Consider the following 21,293-nt stretch of genomic DNA (forward strand, 5'->3'; position numbering starts at 1 on the left):
TCGTTAACTTAGCTTGAATATTCACAAAAAAAATAATAAATGTCTTATAAAAAATTTACGCTTGGCAGTTTGATTTTATTGGCTTTTTTTTCGCCTTATCTAGCAGCAACAGTAATCGACTGGACCATCATTGAACCTTATCTGCTTTACACTGTGATGGCTATTGCCGTCGCAGGTTTTTTACTTGCCCAATTTAATCAGCGCCGCATGCGCACTTACCATCAAGCTTTAGCAAAAAGCGAAGAGCGTTTACGTTTATCCATTTGGGGTAGCGGTGATGAGTTATGGGATTGGAATATCGAAAGTGGCGAGCTGTATCGCTCCAGTGCATGGCTTGACCCCCTCTCTGCGCCGCCTGAAGGAAAAAACTTTCCTCCGAACAAAAATTTTATTCATCCACAAGATCTAGAACGCGTCAGTAGCGCACTCTCGCAGCATCTGGCCGGAAATAGCCCATTTTTTGAATCAAGTTATCGCTTACGCACAGCAGATGATAATTACATCTGGGTATTAGATCGCGGAAAAATTGTTGCCTATAACAACGAAGGCAAAGCACAGCGAATGACCGGCACGCTGAAAAACATTAGCCAGTTAAAACAAGCTGAAGCCAGAATGCAATTATTTGCACGCTGTCTAGAAAACATTTCAGATGCCGTGGTGATTTGCGATACCAAGTTTAATATTCTCGAAGTGAACCCCGCTTTTAGCAATATTACCGGCAATACTCGGGAAAGCGTGCTACAAACCCGCTTTAAACTCAGCTTGTATCCGCCGCGCTTCTTACAAGAAATTGAAAAAACCTTGGTACAAAAAGGCCGCTGGAGTGATGAGATCCGTGAACTCAAAACCAACGGTGATTATTATCAAGCCGAATTAACCTTTGACGTGATTAAAGACGAACAAGGCTTTATCACTCAATATGTCGCCGTATTCTCTGATATTTCAGAGCGTAAACGACGTGATGCCGAACTCAATCGATTGGCCAACAGCGATACGCTGACCGGACTGCCCAATCGGGCGGTGTTTATGAATAAACTGGCCAGTCTAGTCAAAGAAAACACGCAACATGCACTTTTAGTGTTCGACTTAGACAACTTTAAGAAAATTAACGACTCACTTGGACATGAACTAGGCGATGCGCTGTTATGTAAATTGTCAGAACGACTGCATAACAACAAACTGTTCCGGCAAAGGCTATATCGGTTAGGTGGCGATGAATTTGCCATTTTACTGAGCAATACCAATGATATTCATGCCATTACCAGTCTTGCCAAAGCCATGCTGCAGCAAATTAATGCGCCTTTTGCTATCGAGCAACATGAACTGGTCGTCACCAGCAGTATCGGTATCGTGTTGTTTCCAGAGGATGGCAAAGATCCGCAAGCGCTGTTACGCAACGCCGATACCGCGATGTATCACGCCAAAAGCGCTGGCGCGAATCGCTATCTATTTTTTAATGACACCATGAACAAACAAGCGGTTAAACGCTTGCAAGTCGAAAATTTAATCCGCCATGGTTTAAAAGAAGATCTGTTTGCGGTGTTCTATCAACCGAAAATGGACTTACTCAGCGGTAAAGTGGTCGGTATGGAAGCGCTGGTGCGCTTTATTACGCCCAAAGGCGGCTTAGTCAGCCCAGCGAGTTTTATTCCAGTTGCAGAAGAAACCGGACAAATTGTTGATATTGGTACTGTAGTCTTGCGCAAAGCCTGTTCAGATGTGCGCCGCTGGATTGACCAAGGGTTGTTTCATGGGCGGGTAGCGGTAAACTTATCGGCCAAACAATTTATGCTGCCGTTTTTGTGTGATCAAATCGACGATATTTTACAGCAAACCCAATTGGCATCTTATCACTTAGAATTAGAGATCACTGAAGGCACAGTAATGGAATCGCCAAAACTGGCCATCGATACGATGAAAAAACTGCGCGCTCGCGGTATTCACCTCGCCATGGATGATTTTGGCACCGGCTATTCATCACTGGCCTATTTAAAACAATTCCCATTGAATACGCTGAAAATTGATAAAGCCTTTATAGATGATATGAACAGCGCCCGTGGCCGCAACATGGTGGATACTATTGTGACTATCGCGCATAACTTAAGTTTATCGGTGGTGGCTGAAGGCGTTGAAACCCTTGAACAATTAGAGCAGCTAAGAAAACTGCGCTGCGAAATTATTCAAGGGTTTTACTACAGTAAGCCACTGTCAGCAGACGATTTTGCAGCTTTTTTACATGAACAAAAAAAGCCCCGTTTAAGCCTGACAGCAAACGGTAATAATTGGTAGCAGCCAAACAGCAGACATAAAAAAAGCCCCTAAGGGCTTTTTTTAATCAGTATCTGTTTCAACGTAAGAGAAATCGTCTGCTCCATCCGCAATACGTTTTTTACCAAATACGGTGTGGAACTTACGCTTTTCTGCTAAGCGTTGTTTGTACTTTAGCCAGGTCTTCTCATAAGGTGTCGTTGCTTCAGCTTCGCCGCGACAGACGAGCAGAAACCGCTCTTCCTCTTCGTTGACTGGCGCTCTAGCACCTTGATCCAGTTGCTGCATTGCCAAACCATGTTTCTCTAACAGATTACCCTCTGCCAGAGTAAAGCGCCCTGACCGGGTAAAACCACGTGGGAAATTCCGGTCATCGAAAAAGCGACGATTAGCGACAAAACTTTGCTGCATCACTTTTTTCCTCTCATCTCGTTGAATATCAAGCCAGCCTGTTTAAACTGTGCGGAGTATGGTTAACAAATTTCCTGTCGTAAAACAAAAATTTTTTATGCTTACGATAAATATCACAAAGGAATCATTTTGGATACTGAGTTATTAAAAACCTTTTTAGAAGTACAGCATACTCGACATTTTGGAAAGGCTGCTGAAAACCTCTATTTAACCCAATCGGCGGTGAGCTTTCGCATTCGACAACTGGAACAACAACTCGGTGTTCATCTGTTTGTGCGCCATCGCAATAATATTCAATTAACGGCGGCAGGTGCACGTTTACTGCCTCATGCCCAAACCATGTTAAGTGCATTACAACGCGCCCGTCAGGATGTAGCACAAAGCATACAACAGTTACAGCAATTATCACTTGGCGCAACAGCCAACTTGTGGGAAAGCGTGTTACTGCCGGTGTTTTTACCTTTAGCCGCCGCGAAACCCGATGTTAGCTGGCGTACTGACAGTTTAAACCGTGAAGCCAGTACTCGCCAATTATTGGAACATCAATTAGATATTGCCATCTTATTTGACCCACCAAAAACCGATGAGATCACGCTGGTTAAATTAACCGAGATCCACTTACTGCCAGTCAGTAGCTGCAATGAGCAACACGCTGCGGGCAAACCCGATGAACGTTATTGCTATGTCGATTGGGGGAGCAACTTTGACGTTAAACACCAGCGTCATTTTGCCGAGCAGCAAGTGGTGCAGTTAAAAACCAGCAGCGCCAGTTTGGCTAAAGCCTGGTTGTTACAACAAGGCGGTTGTGCCTATTTACCCGCGCAATTTGTCAGTGCCGAGTTGGCTGAAGGTACCTTAAAACCGCTTGAGGCAATGCCCAGCTTAACGCTCGACTTATATGCGGCCTATTTAACTGATAAAGAATATCAACCACAACTGCAAGCAGTGATACGCTTGCTCCAACAATGGCAAACCTAATACCGATTGACGAATTAAGGCCTGAAGATACGTGCGTTTTTGGTGCGGGCGCGATGAATGGCTAAACGTTTGTAACTGTTAAACAGCGGAAGTAATAAAGGCCCAGTGAATAATGCCGCTATGGCCCATTGCAATGCTCGCATGCCACTGCGTAAGGCCGCAATGTATACGCCAATAACAACCATTAACCATACTACTGGCACTACAACCACAATTGCCCCCTTTGTTGCTTTACTGTTGGTATGGGTCACCCTCATTGTGCTGCTGATTATAACAGCAATCTGCAGGTCTTCCTGTTAATCTTTAGTCGCATAAACGTAAAAAGGGCCCTAAGGCCCTGCTTACATAGTATAACCGCCCATAAGAAGGGCGATTGCTCTAACTTAGTTTGGATAAAACCGCTCGCCCTGCTCGGCCATTTTTAACAAGCGTGGACACGGCGTAAAACGACTGCCAAAGCGGTTTTCTAACTGACGTAAGGTCGCAATTAAGTTATTGACGCCTAAGCTGTCAATGTACCGGAACGGCCCGCCTAAAAACGGTGGGAAACCAATACCGAAGATAGCCCCGATATCGCCATCCCGCGCTGAAGCGATAATACCTTCATCTAAACAACGTACTGCTTCATTTAACATTTGAGCCGTACAACGGCTGGCAATTTCATCCGCATTCAGCGCAGGAGCCACCGTAACACCCAGTACATTGTAAACCGATTCGTCCACCAGCTTTTTGCCTTTTTTCACTGACTTACCGTATTGGTAAAAACCTTTTTCTGTTTTCTTACCTTTACGACCGTCTGCCAGTAACTTCTCAAAAGCAGCGGGGGCAGTAAAACGCTCACCCAGTTCAGCGCTTAAGATCGGCGAAATTTTCGCGCCAACATCGATACCCACCTCATCTAATAAGGTAATAGGCCCGACCGGAAAACCAAACTTCACTAAAGCTTTGTCGATTTTCTCAATGGATTCACCTGCTAATAAAATATTGGCGGCTTCATTCATGTACAACGCTAAGATGCGATTAACATAAAAACCAGCTGCATCTTTCACCACAATCGGCGTTTTGCCTTGTTTGCGGGCAAAAGCAACGGTCGTCGCGATGGTCTGCGCTGAGGTTTTTTCATGGGCAATCACTTCAACCAATGGCATCTTATCCACGGGTGAAAAATAATGTAAACCAATTACTTGCTCAGGTCTCGCTGCCTTTTCTGCAATTTGATGAATAGGCAACGAGCTGGTGTTACTGGCAAAAATGGTGTGTTCAGGGCAATGTTGCTCAATGTCGGCAACCATTTGCTGCTTTAACGCCAAATCTTCAAATACCGCTTCTACCACGATATCAACATCATGAAAGCCGCTAAAGTCGGTGGTGCCGGTGATCCGCAGTAGCTGCTTTTGCATGTCGGTTTTGCGCATAAAGCGCTTTTTCACTTTTTTATTCAGCTGATCATAGGTGTATTTCAGCGCTGCACTAATACCCTTCTCGCTAATATCTTTGATGCGCACAGGTAAACCAGCTTTGGTCGCTGTAACATTGGCGATACCGCCGCCCATCAAGCCACCACCAAGCACAGCCGCTTTATGAATTTTTTGAGGGATCACGGCGCCAGCGCCGGTTTCTTTTTTCATTTGCGTGGTAGCAAAGAAAATACTGCGCAGTGCTGCCGACTCGGGAGTCATACAAAGCTGACCAAAGGCTTTGGCTTCGGCGGCCAAACCTTGGTTGTAGCCCTGCTCTACACCCGTTTGAATAACTCGGATAATTTTTAATGCGGCTGGGTAGTTACCCTGCGTTTTGGCTAACGTTTGTTTTAACGCTTGCGAGAACACCAGCTTACGCCCAGGCGAGGTTTGCTCTAAAAGCTTGTTTAATAAGCTTTGCTTTTTAACCACTACCGGTGGTTTACCCGCCAAAACTTTTTTAACCGCCGCTTCTAACAAAATACTCTGCGGCACCACGTCATCGACCAAACCGGCTTTTTTTGCTTGCGCAGCACGCAGCTGTTTACCGGTTAAAATCATGTCTAAGGCTTTTTGTACGCCTACCAGTTTAGGTAAACGTTGCGTTCCCCCACTACCCGGTAATAAGCCCAGTTGCACTTCGGGTAAACCTAACACCGTTTTCGGGCTATCAGTGGCAATACGCGCATGACATGCCATGGCCAACTCTAAGCCACCGCCTAAACAAGGGCCGTGAATGGCGGCAACCACAGGCACACGCATCTGAGACAAACGGTCAAACATTTGTTGGCCCATTTGCGCAATCTTTTCCGCTTCGTCTGCACTTTTGCAGCTGTCTAACATGCTGATGTCGGCACCGGCAATAAACGAGTCTGCTTTGCCACTGATAAACACCACGCCTTTAATTTTGCTGTCGTTGGTAATTTTTTGTAGTAGCTGTTCAATTTCACTAGCGAAAGAGGCTTTTAACACATTCATGCTTTCGCCAACGATATCCATGGTCAAAATGGCCACCTGATCGTCGCGTACGGCTAAACTGAAGCTGTTGCTGTCACTCATTATTCTGTCTCCACAATCATTGCTGCACCCAAGCCACCGGCAGCACAAGCCGTAGTAAGGCCAACGCCGCCACCGCGACGGTTTAATTCATTCAGCGTTTGCACGATTAAGCGCGTGCCCGTTGCCGCAAATGGGTGTCCATATGCCAGAGAGCCGCCATTAACGTTAAATTTCGCCATATCAATCTCACCAATCGCTTGATCTAAGCCCAGCTGTTCTTTTGCAAATTTGCGGCTAGCAAACATCTGCATATTCGCTAGCGCTTGCGCAGCAAAAGCTTCGTGCATTTCAATTAAGGTGAGATCGGCTAAGTTCATGCCTGCCCGAGCCAACGCAATTGGCGTAGCGTAAGACGGCCCCATTAACATGTCTTGCCATACGTCAATGGCCGCAAAAGCATAACTACGAATGTAGCCCAGCGGTTTATAGCCGAGCGCTTTAGCTCGACCTTCAGTCATCATCAATACTGCCGATGCCCCGTCAGTTAAAGGGGTGCTGGTAGCCGCAGTTACCGTGCCATGCGCTCGATCAAACACCGGCTTTAATTTGGCATAAGACTCTAATTTAGAGTCCATTCGGATATTGTTATCCATGTCTAAAAAGCGGCTGTAAGGCTCAACATGCGCAGTCATCACTTCGCCAGCCATCTTGCCTGACTGCCAAGCCGCTGCGGCTAAGCTGTGTGAACGGTGCGCCATTTCATCTTGTGCTGCACGGCTGATACCATGGCTTTTGGCCATTTGCTCTGCCGTGTCGCCCATCGATAAGCCCGTGCTGTATTCTGCAATGGCCGGTGGCACTGGCATTAAATCTTTTAAACCTAACTTGCGCACGATGGCTAATTTTTGGCCAAGCGTTTTGGCTTTGTTTAAATCCACTAAGGCGCGTGCCAGTTTTTTACTGACACCAATAGGTAATACTGAACTCGAATCGGCCCCGCCAGCAATACCAACTTGGGTAATACCCGCCATCATCGACTCGGCAACACTTACCACCGATTGAAAACTGGTAGCACAAGCCCGTGTTACGCTATAGGCGTCGGTTTGTAATGGCATACCGGTGCCTAACACAATTTCACGTGCAATATTGGGCGCTTCTGGCATTTGGATAACTTGGCCATACACCACCTGCTCAATTAAAGCAGGATCTAATTCGGTGCGGATCAATAATTCATTGACCACTAACTTGCCCAAGTCCAAGGCGGACACACCGTGAAACTCCGTTGCCTGTTTAGCAAAGGGGGTACGTAACCCAGCCACAATGGCGATACGTTCGCCCTGCCGAGTAGTGAGATTAATTGGCGCAGCCATAGTGATCCTCTTTTTGCAATTCTGTTTGATTACAGGTCTGACCTCTGAGTGTAGCTCGATTGTAACCACACTCAGCAAAAATTAAAACAGTTGTTTTAAGACCGGTTTAATCGTAGCCACTTAGATTATCAATAATCAAAGGTCAACATGCCCCTTGCCCTTGTTTTCTTTTAACGGGAACCTTATAAAGGTTAGAACATCTTAGCGTAGCTAGCTTTGCCATTAATTGTGCAAAAATCATTCACTTATTGACTAAAAGACTAACATTATTATGGTTCAGGCATTTGCATCACTAAAAAGCTATTTAGACAGTCAAGTACTGGGGCAACCAGCACTGACCGAAGGGATCTTGTTGGCCTTACTGGCCAATGGTCATTTATTAGTAGAAGGGCCACCGGGGTTAGCGAAAACGCGCGCCGTAAACGCGCTGGCACAGGGTGTAGAAGCCGAATTTCATCGGATCCAATTTACCCCAGATTTACTGCCCGCTGATTTAACCGGTACCGATATTTATCGACCAGAGACCGGCCAGTTTGCTTTTCAATCAGGCCCATTGTTTCACAATATTATTTTGGCGGATGAAATTAACCGTGCGCCCGCCAAGGTGCAATCTGCTTTATTGGAAGCGATGGCCGAAAAACAAGTTACCGTTGGGCGTAATACCTACCCTTTACCGGAATTGTTTTTAGTGATGGCCACACAAAACCCACTAGAGCAAGAAGGCACATACCCCTTACCAGAAGCACAACTCGACCGCTTCTTACTGCATTTAAAAGTAGATTATCCTGATAGCCAAACCGAATTAGCCATTTTGCGCCTAACCCGCGCTGAGGCTCGGCACGAAGCTGCTGCTGCAGCAAAGCCGATAAGCCAAGCAGAAATCTTTGCTGCCCGCCAAGCAATTTTAAAGTTACACCTTTCCGAAAGCCTTGAACATTATATGGTGCAGTTAATTATGGCGAGTCGCCAACCTGCCGCTTACAGCAGTAAACTGGCCAGTTGGATTGGCTATGGCGCCAGCCCACGCGCTACCATCGCATTAGATCGCTGTGCCCGTGCCCGTGCTTGGTTGCAAGAGCGTGATTTTGTGACGCCTGAAGATATTCAAGCGGTGTTTCATAATGTGATGCGCCACCGCTTAATTCTGACCTATGCCGCTGAAGCAGAGGGCATCAGCACCGATCATGTGCTCGATGAAATTTTACAGCAGGTCGCTGTGCCATAAATGAACATCCCAGAAACCACGCCTTCACAATGGTTAGCCACCCTACAAGCCAGCGGTTACCAACTTGGTTTAGCTGAGCTGTTGTGGTATCAACGCCATACGCAACTTTTGGATCTGCGCCCAACGATTGCCATTCAAAGTAAATTGGCCGGCAGTTATTTGGCCAAAAGCAAAGGTCGCGGCATGGAGTTTGACGAAGTGAGGCATTATCAGCCTGGTGATGACGTGCGAGCGATTGACTGGCGTGTTACCGCACGAACCGGCAAGGTGCACACCAAGCTATTTCGTGAAGAAAAAGAACGGCCAGTGTTTATACTTACCGATCTGAGCAGCAGTATGCGCTTTGGTTCCACCTTGTTATTAAAATCTATTCAAGCTGCGCATCTCGCTTCGGTGATCAGTTGGCACAGCAAAGCACATGGCGATAAACTTGGCGGCATTGTCTTTAGTCAGCAACAACATCGTTTACTCAAGCCGGCCAGTCGCACCCGTGGCGTACTGCGCTACCTGCAAGCCTTAGTCGATGTGCACCAAGCCGACACCCCTGCCCAAGGGTTATCCTTAGCGCAAGCGCTGGCCGAGGTACGCCGCTTGTTACGCCCGGGCAGTTTGTTGTATGTGCTGTCTGACTATAACGCTTTAGATGATGAAGCGATGCGCCATTTTCAGCTGATCCGACAGCATAATGAAGTGCATTGCTGTCAATTGGTCGACCCGCTAGAACAACAACTGCCTGCCAAAGCGCAAGGCTCTGCCTTGGTGCAAGCCAATGCTGAGCCACTGTTAGTAGCACTTGGCGATCGCAAACTGCAGCAACGCTATCAACAACAGCAACAACAGACCATGCAAAAAATGCAACAGCAACTCCAACAACTCGGCTGTAAATGGCTTAGCATCAGCAGTGCTGAACCGTTATTAACCCAATTGTCGAGGGGTTATCATGGCCGATAAACACGATTTACTGCCGCAATTAGCGGATATTTATGAGCCTGAACTAGCCAGCAGTATGTTGCCACCATTGGGTTATTGGCTGCTCGCCTTGCTGGCATTAACGTTATTAACCGCTTTATTATTTTGGCGCTATCGGGCAAAGCAGCAATCGCGGGTTAAACGCGCAGCAATGGCCGAATTGGCACAAATTGATTGGCAATCGCCGCAAGCCGCCACCGCATTAAATGTGCTGTTAAAACGGCTATTAAAGCACTATCAACCTAGCCACCCGCTGTTAAGCGCCAGCACCGAGCAATGGCAAGCTTTTTTACAGCAGCAATTACCGGCGCAGTTGCCGCTTCCGCCTTTGGCCACGCTGCTTTATCAAGCACCTGGGCCAGATAAAACGGCACAGCAACAGCAATTTTGGCTGGCAACCCAGCACATCATTAAACAATTAGATCCTGTAAAAGGGTTTACTTCATTTAAGCAAGGCGGCACCCATGCTTGATCTCGCTTACCCTTGGTTATTGTTAGCCTTGCCGTTACCGCTGTTGCTGAAGAAAAAACCGCAGCGCAATGGCAGTGCCCTTAATTTACCGGCTTTAGCTAAACTAGGCAGTGCTAATCAAGCCAAAGCCGAGCAGCGGAACGTCAGTCATTTTTTATTGGCGGTGATTTGGCTGTTATTAGTGATCAGTGCCACGCAGCCACGCTGGTTGGATGAGCCGGTAAGCTTGCCACAGCCTGGGCGCGAACTCATGTTAGCGATTGATTTATCCGGCTCAATGGATATCCCCGATATGCGATTGGAGATGGGGAATACCACCCGATTAAAAGCCATGAAAGTGGTGTTGGGTGAATTTATTCAAGCGCGTCAAGGAGATCGTATTGGTTTAGTGCTATTTGCCGATGCCGCTTTTCAGCAAACCCCGCTGACGTTTGACCTAGCCACAGTGCAGCAATTTCTTGATGATGCCGTTATCGGGCTGGTTGGGCAACGCACTGCCATTGGTGAGGCCATTGGCTTAACGGTAAAACGCTTTAATAATTTTGAAACCAGCAATAAAGTGCTGATTTTACTCAGTGACGGTGCTAACAATGCTGGCGATATTCAACCCCGAGAAGCATTGCAACTGGCTAAAGCGGCGGGCGTAAAAATTTACACGGTTGGGCTCGGTGCAGAACAAATGATCCAGCAAAGCCTGTTCGGACAGCGCAATATCAATCCATCGCAAGATTTAGATGAGCCCTTGTTGATAGAATTAGCTGAAAGCACCGGCGGACGTTACTTTCGTGCTCGTAGCCCGCAAGAATTACGAGAAATTTATCAGTTATTAGATGAACTCGAACCGATTGAGCGTGAAGAGCTGACCTTTCGGCCACAGCGCAGCCTGTTGCATTATCCGCTGGCCCTCGCCTTGCTCTGTTCATGCTTTTTAGCGGTTCGGCGTATCAATTGGTCTGGAGTAACGAAAGATGTTCGCTGACTTTCATTTTTTACGACCTTATTGGTTACTGGCGCTGCTGCCACTGGCACTTCTTTGCTGGTTACTGCAAAAGCGGCGACAAGACACTAGCCCGTGGCAACAACTGATTGCCCCGCATTTGCAGCATGTGATGTTGTTGGGCCAACATATTCAGCAACGTCAACCTTGGGCGCTACCACTGTTAGCCAGCTGTTGGTTGCTGACCGTATTAGCGTTAAGTGGCCCCAGCTGGCAGAAACTGCCGCAACCGGCCTTAACGGTGAAAAAAGCCACGGTTTTAGTCATGGATATGTCGTTATCAATGCGGGCAACAGATTTAACGCCCGATCGCCTGACACAGCAACGCTTTAAAGCTTTAGATTTCATTGATTTGCTACAAGAAGGTGATTTGGGTTTAATCAGTTATGCCGCCGATGCCTTTGTCATTTCACCACTGACGCCAGATCATAATAATATCCGCCTGCAAATTCCTACCCTACGCCCAGAATTGATGCCAGCTCAGGGCTCTAATGTGCTACGCGCGCTAGAGCAAGCCGCCGAGTTATTAGAACAAGCCGGTTATCCCAGCGGTGAAATTGTACTGTTTACCGACGGCTTTGATGCTGATAGTTATCAGTCTATTCAGCAATTACTGAACAATTGGCCACATCAATTAGCCATCATGGCTTTTGGTCAACCCGAGGGTGCAGTGGTGCGTTTAGAAAATGGCGAGCTGCTAAAAAATGCTCAAGGCGGTGTTGTGATGCCTCGTGTCCCTCTTGAACAACTGCGCGTACTCGCTCGCCAAGCCGGCGGAAGCTTAGTGCAAGCCGGTGCCGATAATGCGGATTTACAACAACTACTGAAACAAAACCAACAGCAATATGATGACAGACAGCCACAGCCCCTGATGACAGGCGATCAATGGCAAGACAATGCTGTTTATTTGGTATGGTTACTCTTACCCTTAGCACTATGGCTAGCGCGTAAAGCACCCATTTTAGTGATCTTGCCCTTGTTATATCTGCCACCAGCAGATGCCGTAAGTTGGCGTGATTTATGGCAAACAAAACAACAGCAAGCCGTAGAGGATTATCAACAGCAAGACTATCAACAAGCTCAACAGAAGTTTCGTGATCCTCTATGGCAAGGTAACGCCGCTTACCGCGCCGAAGATTATGCCGCAGCAGCAGAAGCCTATCAGCGAGCCAGCAACGACGCCCCCTCCGTTGATAGCTGGCACAATTTAGGCAATGCGTTAGCGATGCAACAACAATATAAAGCTGCTTTAGCAGCTTACGAACAAGCACTGGCACTTGATCCTGAGGCGCCATCACAGGCGGCCAATGCTGAGCTGATGCGCAAGTTGTTACAGCAACAAGAACAAGAGCAACAACAACAGGATCAGCAACAGCAAGATAAACAACAAGGTCAGCAAGACGACGATGCTGCCGACGACGCTTCATCTGAAAAGCAAAACGCTGAAGAGTCGGCTGAGTCCGAGCAAAACTCAGCAGAAGATGGCAGTGCCGGTGATAGCAGCGCACAAGCCGAGCAAAATGCCGAACAGCAAGAAGACGCCGCACAACGTGAGCAACAAGCCGCGCAGCAAGCAACAGAACAGCAACCCGGCGACGAACCGCCAAGCAATAAACAGCAAGTTGTAACTGAAAACTGGCCCAATGCCACGCCAGAACAACAACAAGAGCTAGAAAACCTGCTGCGCAAGGTACAAGACGATCCGGGTATTTTACTGCGCAATAGAATGTTATTAGAACATCAGAAACGTCGTACTCAACCCCCTCCAGGAGCTCGTCAGGAATGGTGACATCGGTATTTAACAGCTTTATTTTTCTGTTACTGGTTATGAGCATGCCGCTAGCGGCCTTTAGTTCACTGACTAGTGAAGTGGATAAAAACCCGGCACTGGCCGGTGAAGCCATCACCTTGGTTGTTACGGCAGATAGCCGTTTATCGGCTGACGCCTTAAATTATCGGCAGTTAGAGCAAAACTTCCGCGTAATGGCACCGTCGGTTAGCCAAAGCACGCAAATTATTAACGGCCAAAGCAGCCAAAGTACCCGCTGGTCACTGACGTTATTTCCGCTGAACAGCGGTGTGTTCACTATTCCGGCCTTTGAAATTAACGGTATTCGTTCTTTACCGCTCACCGTCGAAGTATTAGACCAACCCATAAAAAAAGATGCCTCACGCGAGCTGTTTGTTGAAGCCAATTTAATTGCCACCAATAACGTCTATGTGCAACAAATGTTGTATTACGATGTGGTGATTTATTTTAGCGGTGATTTACAGCGCGGCACCTTAACTGAACCGCAACTTGAAGGCGCCGAGATTAAACGAGTGGGCCAAGATGCCGAAGGCAGCGCTATCGTTAATGGTGTGCGTTATCGCACTATTACCCGTCGTTATAGTGTTATCCCGCAGCGCAGCGGAGATATGGTGATTAACCCGCCGGTATTTACCGGTGAAGTGATTGATCGCGATAACAGCAACTACAATTATTTTGCCCGCAGTAAAACTGTGATGCAGGAAGCCAACCCCATTTCCCTGCAGGTATTACCGCAACCGGATAATTTCCCTGGAAATTGGCTTGTCGCCGGTTTAGTTACACTGACCGAAGAGTGGCAACCCAATAACACCGAATTAGTGGTCGGCGAGCCCGTTACACGGATCATTACCTTATCAGCAGTAGATGTGTCGCCCAGTCAATTACCCGAGTTATCTCAGCAACTGCCCGCGCAATTACGCTCATATGATGAACAACCGCAAAGTGTCGGCGCCGAACGCAATGGCCGCTTGGTCGCGCAAAAAGTGTTTACCACGGCTTTAATTGCTAATGCTGAGGGGGATGTCACACTGCCAGAAATTAGTTTGGCTTGGTGGAATAGCCAAACGGATCAATTACAAACTACGGTGTTACCTGCACGTACCTTTAAGGTTATTGCAGCAGCAGGTGCTACACCTACTGCCAACACGCTGCCTGCGCCAATGGCTGCCACACCGTCAGTGGCTAGCAACCCTTGGCAATGGAATTACACCTCAAGCTTACTCAGCCTGCTCTGGCTTGCGTCAATGCTGATCGCGCTTTACTTTTTAAAGTCACGCTCTGTGCAACCGGCAGCTTTAAATACAGTACGCAGCGCCAAAGTGATGGCGGATAATCGCTTGCTACAAAAAGCCTGTGCCGCAAGTGATGCAGCAACAGCGGCACAGCAATTACTCCTTTGGGGACAACAGCAATTTGGACCTTCGATCCGCTCTTTAGGGCAGTTAATGGGCTACTTACAAGATGAGGCGTTATTAGCCGAGTTAAAGCAGCTGGAACAACACTTATACAGTAACACCGACAGCCCATGGCAGGGAGACAGCCTCTATCAGCGTTGGCGGCAATGGCAAGCGCCGGCAAAACAGCCTACACCGCAAGGGCTGGCGTCACTTTATCCTTGATAATTCCGGTTAACTCTATAATAACGTACTGAATACCCAAAGCCCCTGTATTAGCTACCGGGGCTTTACGTTAGAATGACCTAGAGCTGAGACCGCAATACTGAAAATGACTGGTATCTAAGCAGCCTAGTTGTTAACATTTATAGTGATTTGACTTTTGCTGATGGGGATCAAAACGGTTATCGCGTCAGCAAACGTCAGCTCAATCATCATTATAGCGAGATACACTCAAGGTTAATCACCTGGTCAGTTAACCTCGCTGTAATGCCTAATAAAACTAAAAAAGGAGCTCGCGTAGTGGAAACTGCCACCCTAATATCTTTGGGTATTTATTTTCTTGCCATGATCGGCATCGGTTTATATTCCTACAATGCCACAGATAATGATGTTTCAGGCTATATGCTCGGTGGTCGTAAACTCGGCCCTGGCGTGACAGCGCTCTCTGCCGGTGCCTCTGATATGAGTGGCTGGATGTTAATGGGCTTACCCGGTGCCATGTATGTTTCTGGCCTTAGTAGCACCTGGATAGCGGTCGGTTTATTAATTGGTGCTCTACTGAACTATCTGATTGTTGCGCCAAGGCTGCGGGTGTATACCGAAATAGCCAATGATGCGATTACCATTCCGGATTACTTTGAAAAACGTTTTGAAGACAAAACGCGCATGCTGCGTATTGTGTCTTCTTTAGTTATCGTTATTTTCTTTACGCTTTACACCTCTTCAGGTGTCGTTGGCGGCGGTAAATTATTCGAAAGCTCGTTTAATCTTAACTACGAACTGGGCCTGTATATTACCGCGAGCGTAGTAGTTATTTACACCCTGATTGGCGGCTTTATGGCGGTTAGCATTACCGACTTTGTGCAAGGCTGCTTAATGTTTATCGCTCTGGTATTAGTGCCTATCGTGGCGATCGATCACCTTGGCGGGATCAGTGAAGTTAACCAAATTGTCACGAACATCAACCCTGATTTAATGAATTGGGTAGCCGGCAGTTCAGTTCTGGGAATCATCTCAGCGCTCAGTTGGGGCTTGGGCTATTTTGGCCAGCCGCATATCATCGTACGCTTTATGGCGATCCGTTCGGTTAAAGATATCAAAATGGCTCGTCGTATAGGCATGAGCTGGATGTTTGTGACCATCGTCGGTGCCATTACTACCGGTTTTGTGGGTATCGCTTATGTGGCGAAAACTAAAATGGACATCGCCGATCCTGAAACCATCTTTATTGTCTTCTCACAGTTTTTATTCCATCCGCTGATCAGTGGTTTTTTACTAGCGGCTATTTTAGCGGCCATTATGAGTACCATCTCATCACAGCTGTTGGTAACGTCGAGCTCGTTAACCGAAGACTTTTATAAAACCTTTGTGAATCGCAGCGCCACCCAAACAGAATTAGTGGTGGTGGGTCGTTTATCGGTATTATTAGTGGCCTTAGTGGCTATCGCGCTAGCCTACGATCGCGATAGTTCAGTACTGCAATTAGTAAGCAATGCTTGGGCCGGTTTTGGTGCGGCCTTTGGCCCCCTGATTATCATGAGCTTGTATTGGCCACGCATGACGTTTGCCGGTGCGCTTAGCGGTATTATTGTTGGTGCGGGCACCGTATTATTGTGGATCTACTTACCTATCAGCATTAATGGTCAAACGCTAAGTGCGACCATGTACGAAATTGTACCAGGGGTGATCCTCAGTACTTTAGCTATTATTGTTGTCAGTTTAATGGGTAGAATGCCATCAGAAAGTGTGCAGCAGATGTTCACTAAGATGCTAACCACCCTAAAAGCAAACACTTAATCCGCTATAATCGAAACAGCCAGTGACAAAACAGGCTGTTTTTACTGATTGTGCTGAAGATACGCTGGCTTTCATAGCCAGCGTTTTGTTACATTAAGCAAAGTTTACTTGTCGGAGAAACCTCACGAATGTTTTTTTATGCCGCTCGCCAACCCATCTTGGACCGTAATAAAGCGCTCTTCGGCTACGAATTGCTATTTCGGGATGGCGTCGATAACGCATTTCCAGACATTGATGGTGATGAAGCCACGTCAAAAATGATTGAAGGCAGTCAATTTGCTTTTGGTTTAGACGACTTTCTGGGCGATAAGCCGGGCTTTATCAACTTCACACTAGAAACACTGCTAAAAAAATACCCCAGTATGCTGCCAAAAGAACAGGTAGTCATTGAAGTACTCGAAACGGTGCAACCGGGCAAACGCCTGCTAGCAGAATGCCAGCAACTTAAAGAGCAAGGCTATGTTTTGGCACTCGACGATTACGAGCATAAACATGTTTGGCGGCATTTTTACCCTTATATTGATATTATCAAAATCGATTTTCGCAGCACCAATAGCGAACAAATTGAAGAGATAAAAACGGCGATTGCCGACTTTCCGAACATCAAGTTATTAGCCGAAAAAGTAGAAACTATTGAAGAGTTTCAACAAGCTATGGATCAAGGTTTTGCCTACTTCCAAGGTTACTTTTTTTCTAAGCCGGAAATGATGCAAGCCAAAGCGCTGTCTCCTTCACAATTGGCTTTAGCTGAGCTGTTATATGAAACATCAAAGGCCGATATGGATTTAGTGCAAATTGCCGAAGTGTTTAAACGCGATGTGACGCTTTCATATAAGCTATTACGTTATAGTAACTCGGCCATTTTCCGCCGCCGCACTGAAATTGATACCATCAAGCATGCCATCGTAGTGCTTGGTCAAGCTGAGTTAAAGAAATTTTTATCCTTATTATTTACCGCGCAAATCAGTACCGACAAACCGGCTGAACTGATGCGAATGGCCATGACTCGGGCAAACTTTGCTGAAGGCTTAGCGGCATTATCGGGCACAGTACCGTTAGAAAAAGCTTTCTTAACCGGGATGATGTCGTTAATGGATGCGATTTTAGATGAGTCAATTGAAAGCGTGATGGAAAAATTACCGCTGTCAGCTGATATCAAAGACGCATTAGTGAATAAAGAAGGCGTGCTTGCCGATTATATTCGCTTAATTGAGTATTACGAAACGGCGCACTGGACGGAAGCGACGAGCACTATCAAACACCTGAATTTACCTGTTGAAAAAGTACCGGATGCGTATCATCAGGCTGTGCAATGGGCTAACGAACAAATGAAAGCCTTAGGCGAAATCGCCTAAGGCTTTGCTTTAACCCTTAGTCAAAACTGACATATTGCGCCACGCGTGCCGCCAGTTTTGGGCCAATGCCTTTTACTTTGGTCAGATCCGCTTCATTGCTAATAGCACCATTTTCATTAATGTGCGCCACTATCGCTTCTGCTTTCACTTTGCCTAAACCTGGCACGGCAACCAATTGCTCTACACTGGCTTGATTCAAGCGTAATTTACTTGTCGCTTGGCTAGCGGTCGCTTTAGTCACTTCTTGAACATTACTATTGGCTAAACTGTGGTTAGCTACCAATACGGCAGTAGCTAGCAATGTGGCAACAATAATATTTTTCATAACAGCTTTCCTCCCGAAATGGCTGGATGCCGCAGCAGTAAACACTGACATAACCTTACTTACCTACCAGAGTCGGTAGCCGCTGGTAGCTACAACATTCGCAAAGCGGACATCGCAAGCAAAATTACCGACCGCATTAAATCTAGACGCAGAAAAATATTTTGCAACTTTATTTTAAAAAATTTAATTAAATAGCTACATTCACATTCAGGTTGAATTAAGCCATCAACGCCTATTCTTCGCACATTGCTGATTGCCGCCAATAGAATATTTCAGTACATTAGCAAGAATACACAAACAGATGATGAAGTTAGACATAAATCAGCGGTTAGCTTATGCCAATCACAGCGTATTACTTTGTGGCTTCTACAGTTTAAATAAGACCTGTAGTTAACACACCTTACCAGTCGTAGCGGTGTTCCACACTGTCTAGGGGGTTGAATAATATGACAAAAATACTCACGATTTTACTTAGTTGCAGTTTGCTGCTGGTGCTTGTTGCGCCCTTGCAGGCAAACGATAGCGCTATGTTGCTGAGTGATAACAAAGAACCTGCAAAACAACCCACTGTATTACCTGCGAAAGACATTACGAAAGAAACTGCAGCGCAACTCGCAAAACAACGTTTTCCTGGCCGTATTCTCAAAGTTAGAGCAGAATCTCGGCAATATCGTGTGCGCGTGATGCAAGATGATGGTCGAGTTGTTAATGTTATTGTCGATGGCCGCAGCGGCCGTGTTAAAAGGGAAGATTAAGCATGCGAGTTTTAGTCATCGAAGATGAAAAATTATTAGCCGAGCAAATTAAGAACGACCTGCTACAACAACAATTTAGTGTTGATCTGGCGGTAGATGGTGCCGAAGGTTGGTTTAAATTATCCGAATATCCTTATGATCTGGCCATTATTGATTTGGGTTTACCCAAGTTAGACGGCTTATCGGTGATCCGCAAAGCGCGTAAACAAGAATTAAAAACCCCTATCATCATTTTAACAGCGCGTGGCAGTTGGCAAGAAAAAGTGGAAGGTTTAGATGCTGGTGCTGATGATTATTTAACGAAACCCTTTCACAATGAAGAGTTATTAGCCCGTTGTAACGCACTGATCCGCCGCGCAGCCGGTCAACCGGATCCAACTCTGAGCTCGGGCCCAATTTCTTTAAATAGCCGCACACAACAGGTGTGGCTGGGTGAAAACGAAGTGAGTTTAACCGCCTATGAATATAAAGTGCTAGAGTACTTTATGCTCAACCCAGGTAAGGTGATTTCTAAAACTGAACTAACCGAGCACATCTACGATCAAGACTTTGATTTAGACAGTAATGTTATTGAAGTGTTTGTACTGCGGTTACGTAAAAAACTCGACCCCGATGCTGAGTTAAAACCGATCGAAACACTGCGTGGTCGGGGTTATCGCTTTAATTTACAAGTGAGTAAATGAGAGTTATCCCTCTTAAGCTCCGTCAAGGGCTGGTAAGCGCAGTATTATTAGTATTGCTGCTGCCCAGCTCTTTTTTGGCTATTGAGCAAGCCTTTCACACGCAGCTATTAACCAATGCGGAACAAAAAATGGAAGTACATATGTACGCCATTTTGTCTGAGCTTAACTTGGTTGATAACAAAATAGAATTAACCAACAACTCGCTGGCCCCAGACTTCTATCGGCCAGACTCGGGTTTAAGTGCTTATGTTACCGACGGCAAACAGCTTTTATGGCAATCCGACTCTTCACTTAATCAAAGCTTTAGTGTGCCAGACATTACCTTAGTACCAGGGCAGCATATTTTTTATGCTGAACAACAGCAAGACAGCCAATTTCAAATTCTCAGTATCGCTTTTTTGTTTGATTCCGGTGAAAGCGCTCGCCCGCTCGCCATTCATGTGGTGCAAACCGCAGAATTGTTACTTGCACCACACAAAAGCTTCCGCTCAACGCTATTACGTTGGTTTATTGGTATTGCACTAGGTTTATTACTGCTTAGTATTCTGGCTTATTACTGGACGACCAAACCGTTAACCCGCTTAGACCATGAAATCAGACAACTTGAACGTGGTAAACAAGATCACTTAATGGGCAATTATCCGTCTGAGCTAAATGTTATTAAAGAAGATCTGAATTTATTATTAGCCAGTCAAAACCGCCAAAAGCTGCGCTATCGTAATCATTTAAGTGACTTAGCGCATGCCTTAAAAACCCCGGTAGCCGTGCTTAGAACCTCCCCTTTAGCTCAACAGCCTGAACTAAAAGAACAAATTGACCGCATTACTGCGATGATCGAGCATCAGCTAAAAAAAGCCAGCAGCTCAGGTCAGGATATTTGGAAAAAAGAAACGCTGATCTTACCGCTACTAGAAAAGCTAATTAACGCCCTACAAAAAATCTACCGTGATAAAGACTGTGAAATTGAGCTAGTGTGCAGCGAAGAGGCCTTTTTCCGTGGTGATGAAACCGATTTAATGGAAGTATTGGGTAACTTACTGGATAACGCCTGTAAAGCCAGCCGTCATCAAGTTCGGGTAACTATCGGCCAACAACCCTTTTCAATTATCGTCGAAGATGATGGCCCTGGCATTGCGAAAAAAAATCGCCAAGAGCTGTTTCAACGTGGCACACGACTCGACACCTATGTCGAAGGCCATGGCGTCGGCCTATCTATCGTCTCTGAGCTGGTAAACTCATACTCAGGCAACATTACCATTAGCGACAGTGAGTTAGGCGGTGCCTGTTTTACCCTTGTATTTAATGACGATGCCTAAATACCTAAACAAATTACTGTACTGGTTGATCGCAGCGCGTTAGCGTAGCGTAAGCAGTTAAAATTAATTAAGGGTATTATTATGGATCTTAATCCGGCAACAATTAGAATCAAAAACCTGCGCTTACGCACTTACATCGGCATTAACGAAGATGAGATTGCGAACAAACAAGACGTGGTCATAAACGCTAAAATTGTTTATCGCGCTGAAACAGCCGCACAAACCGATGACATGGCTAACGCGCTAAATTATCGCACTATAACTAAACAAATTATTGCCCTGGTTGAAAACAATCGCTTTGGTTTATTAGAAAAACTCACCTCTGACGTCCTTGCTTTAGCCAGTGCGCATGCCTCTGTTAGCTACGCTGAAGTGGAAATCGACAAACCGCACGCCCTGCGTTTTGCCGATTCTGTTTCGCTAACCTTATCGGTTAACAAATAACCCGCTATACTTCAATAAAGGTTGATGTGTTACAACTGTTTGT

At 46.2% G+C, this 21,293-nt stretch carries 19 protein-coding genes; 14 read left to right on the forward strand and 5 right to left on the reverse strand.

The features are described from left to right. Positions 1-39: 39 nt before the first annotated feature. The gene (locus ORJ01_RS01655) at positions 40-2,289 is read left to right on the forward strand and encodes a bifunctional diguanylate cyclase/phosphodiesterase (RefSeq protein ID WP_306176746.1); all 2,250 of its coding nucleotides are present in this window, start codon (positions 40-42) and stop codon (positions 2,287-2,289) included. A gap of 42 nt (positions 2,290-2,331) precedes the next feature. Here the strand turns inward: ORJ01_RS01655 and maoP are convergent, their stop codons facing one another. After that, on the reverse strand, positions 2,332-2,679 hold the full coding sequence (gene maoP, locus ORJ01_RS01660) for a DUF413 domain-containing protein (RefSeq protein WP_226750853.1): 348 nt from the start codon (positions 2,677-2,679) through the stop codon (positions 2,332-2,334). Between the two features lie 129 nt (positions 2,680-2,808). Here maoP and hdfR point away from each other — a divergent pair, with 129 nt between their 5' ends. Then, positions 2,809-3,657, forward strand: coding sequence for an HTH-type transcriptional regulator HdfR (gene hdfR, locus ORJ01_RS01665; RefSeq protein ID WP_306176747.1), 849 nt, complete (start codon positions 2,809-2,811; stop codon positions 3,655-3,657). 14 nt (positions 3,658-3,671) lie between these two features. Here hdfR and ORJ01_RS01670 read toward each other — a convergent pair whose 3' ends face one another. The 3 genes from ORJ01_RS01670 to fadI form a co-directional block, all read right to left on the reverse strand. Further along, positions 3,672-3,869 (reverse strand): hypothetical protein, encoded by a 198-nt coding sequence (locus ORJ01_RS01670; RefSeq protein ID WP_226750851.1) that lies wholly within the window; start codon positions 3,867-3,869, stop codon positions 3,672-3,674. A gap of 171 nt (positions 3,870-4,040) precedes the next feature. Beyond that, complete coding sequence (fadJ, locus tag ORJ01_RS01675) at positions 4,041-6,176, reverse strand: fatty acid oxidation complex subunit alpha FadJ (RefSeq protein WP_306176748.1); 2,136 nt, start codon at positions 6,174-6,176, stop codon at positions 4,041-4,043. Beyond that, positions 6,176-7,486, reverse strand: coding sequence for an acetyl-CoA C-acyltransferase FadI (gene fadI, locus ORJ01_RS01680; protein ID WP_226750849.1), 1,311 nt, complete (start codon positions 7,484-7,486; stop codon positions 6,176-6,178). Before fadI ends, fadJ begins: the two co-directional genes overlap by 1 nt. Before the next feature lie 271 nt (positions 7,487-7,757). Between fadI and ORJ01_RS01685 the strand changes: the two genes are divergently transcribed. The 8 genes from ORJ01_RS01685 (at position 7,758) to ORJ01_RS01720 (ending at position 17,727) form a co-directional block, all read left to right on the forward strand. Next, positions 7,758-8,711 (forward strand): MoxR family ATPase, encoded by a 954-nt coding sequence (locus tag ORJ01_RS01685; protein WP_226750848.1) that lies wholly within the window; start codon positions 7,758-7,760, stop codon positions 8,709-8,711. Further along, positions 8,712-9,662 (forward strand): DUF58 domain-containing protein, encoded by a 951-nt coding sequence (locus tag ORJ01_RS01690; RefSeq protein ID WP_306176749.1) that lies wholly within the window; start codon positions 8,712-8,714, stop codon positions 9,660-9,662. Continuing rightward, the gene (locus ORJ01_RS01695; protein ID WP_306176750.1) at positions 9,652-10,152 is read left to right on the forward strand and encodes a DUF4381 domain-containing protein; all 501 of its coding nucleotides are present in this window, start codon (positions 9,652-9,654) and stop codon (positions 10,150-10,152) included. The genes ORJ01_RS01690 and ORJ01_RS01695 overlap by 11 nt, the downstream gene beginning before the upstream one ends. Then, complete coding sequence (locus tag ORJ01_RS01700; RefSeq protein WP_226750845.1) at positions 10,145-11,131, forward strand: VWA domain-containing protein; 987 nt, start codon at positions 10,145-10,147, stop codon at positions 11,129-11,131. The genes ORJ01_RS01695 and ORJ01_RS01700 overlap by 8 nt, the downstream gene beginning before the upstream one ends. After that, the gene (locus tag ORJ01_RS01705; protein ID WP_306176751.1) at positions 11,121-12,938 is read left to right on the forward strand and encodes a VWA domain-containing protein; all 1,818 of its coding nucleotides are present in this window, start codon (positions 11,121-11,123) and stop codon (positions 12,936-12,938) included. Before ORJ01_RS01700 ends, ORJ01_RS01705 begins: the two co-directional genes overlap by 11 nt. Then, positions 12,932-14,578 carry a BatD family protein gene (locus ORJ01_RS01710; protein ID WP_306176752.1) on the forward strand — a complete coding sequence of 549 codons (1,647 nt, stop codon included), beginning with the start codon at positions 12,932-12,934 and terminating at the stop codon, positions 14,576-14,578. Before ORJ01_RS01705 ends, ORJ01_RS01710 begins: the two co-directional genes overlap by 7 nt. 297 nt (positions 14,579-14,875) lie before the next feature. Further along, positions 14,876-16,372: a sodium/proline symporter PutP gene (gene putP, locus ORJ01_RS01715; RefSeq protein WP_306176753.1), complete on the forward strand. Its 1,497-nt coding sequence runs from the start codon at positions 14,876-14,878 to the stop codon at positions 16,370-16,372. A gap of 128 nt (positions 16,373-16,500) precedes the next feature. After that, on the forward strand, positions 16,501-17,727 hold the full coding sequence (locus ORJ01_RS01720; protein ID WP_306176754.1) for an EAL and HDOD domain-containing protein: 1,227 nt from the start codon (positions 16,501-16,503) through the stop codon (positions 17,725-17,727). 16 nt (positions 17,728-17,743) lie between these two features. Here the strand turns inward: ORJ01_RS01720 and ORJ01_RS01725 are convergent, their stop codons facing one another. Further along, positions 17,744-18,052 carry a helix-hairpin-helix domain-containing protein gene (locus tag ORJ01_RS01725; protein ID WP_306176755.1) on the reverse strand — a complete coding sequence of 103 codons (309 nt, stop codon included), beginning with the start codon at positions 18,050-18,052 and terminating at the stop codon, positions 17,744-17,746. 446 nt (positions 18,053-18,498) lie between these two features. Here ORJ01_RS01725 and ORJ01_RS01730 point away from each other — a divergent pair, with 446 nt between their 5' ends. The 4 genes from ORJ01_RS01730 to folX all read left to right on the forward strand — a co-directional run bounded on the left by ORJ01_RS01730 (position 18,499) and on the right by folX (position 21,250). After that, positions 18,499-18,807 (forward strand): PepSY domain-containing protein, encoded by a 309-nt coding sequence (locus ORJ01_RS01730; protein WP_306176756.1) that lies wholly within the window; start codon positions 18,499-18,501, stop codon positions 18,805-18,807. 2 nt (positions 18,808-18,809) lie between these two features. Further along, positions 18,810-19,490, forward strand: a complete 681-nt coding sequence (locus ORJ01_RS01735; protein ID WP_306176757.1) for a response regulator transcription factor — start codon at positions 18,810-18,812, stop codon at positions 19,488-19,490. After that, the gene (locus tag ORJ01_RS01740; protein WP_306176758.1) at positions 19,487-20,806 is read left to right on the forward strand and encodes an ATP-binding protein; all 1,320 of its coding nucleotides are present in this window, start codon (positions 19,487-19,489) and stop codon (positions 20,804-20,806) included. The genes ORJ01_RS01735 and ORJ01_RS01740 overlap by 4 nt, the downstream gene beginning before the upstream one ends. A gap of 81 nt (positions 20,807-20,887) precedes the next feature. Beyond that, on the forward strand, positions 20,888-21,250 hold the full coding sequence (gene folX, locus ORJ01_RS01745) for a dihydroneopterin triphosphate 2'-epimerase (RefSeq protein ID WP_226750836.1): 363 nt from the start codon (positions 20,888-20,890) through the stop codon (positions 21,248-21,250). The last annotated feature ends 43 nt before the right edge of the window (positions 21,251-21,293 follow it).

The sequence above is a fragment of the Alishewanella sp. SMS8 genome, from assembly GCF_030737935.1.
Taxonomy (GTDB): domain Bacteria; phylum Pseudomonadota; class Gammaproteobacteria; order Enterobacterales; family Alteromonadaceae; genus Alishewanella; species Alishewanella maricola.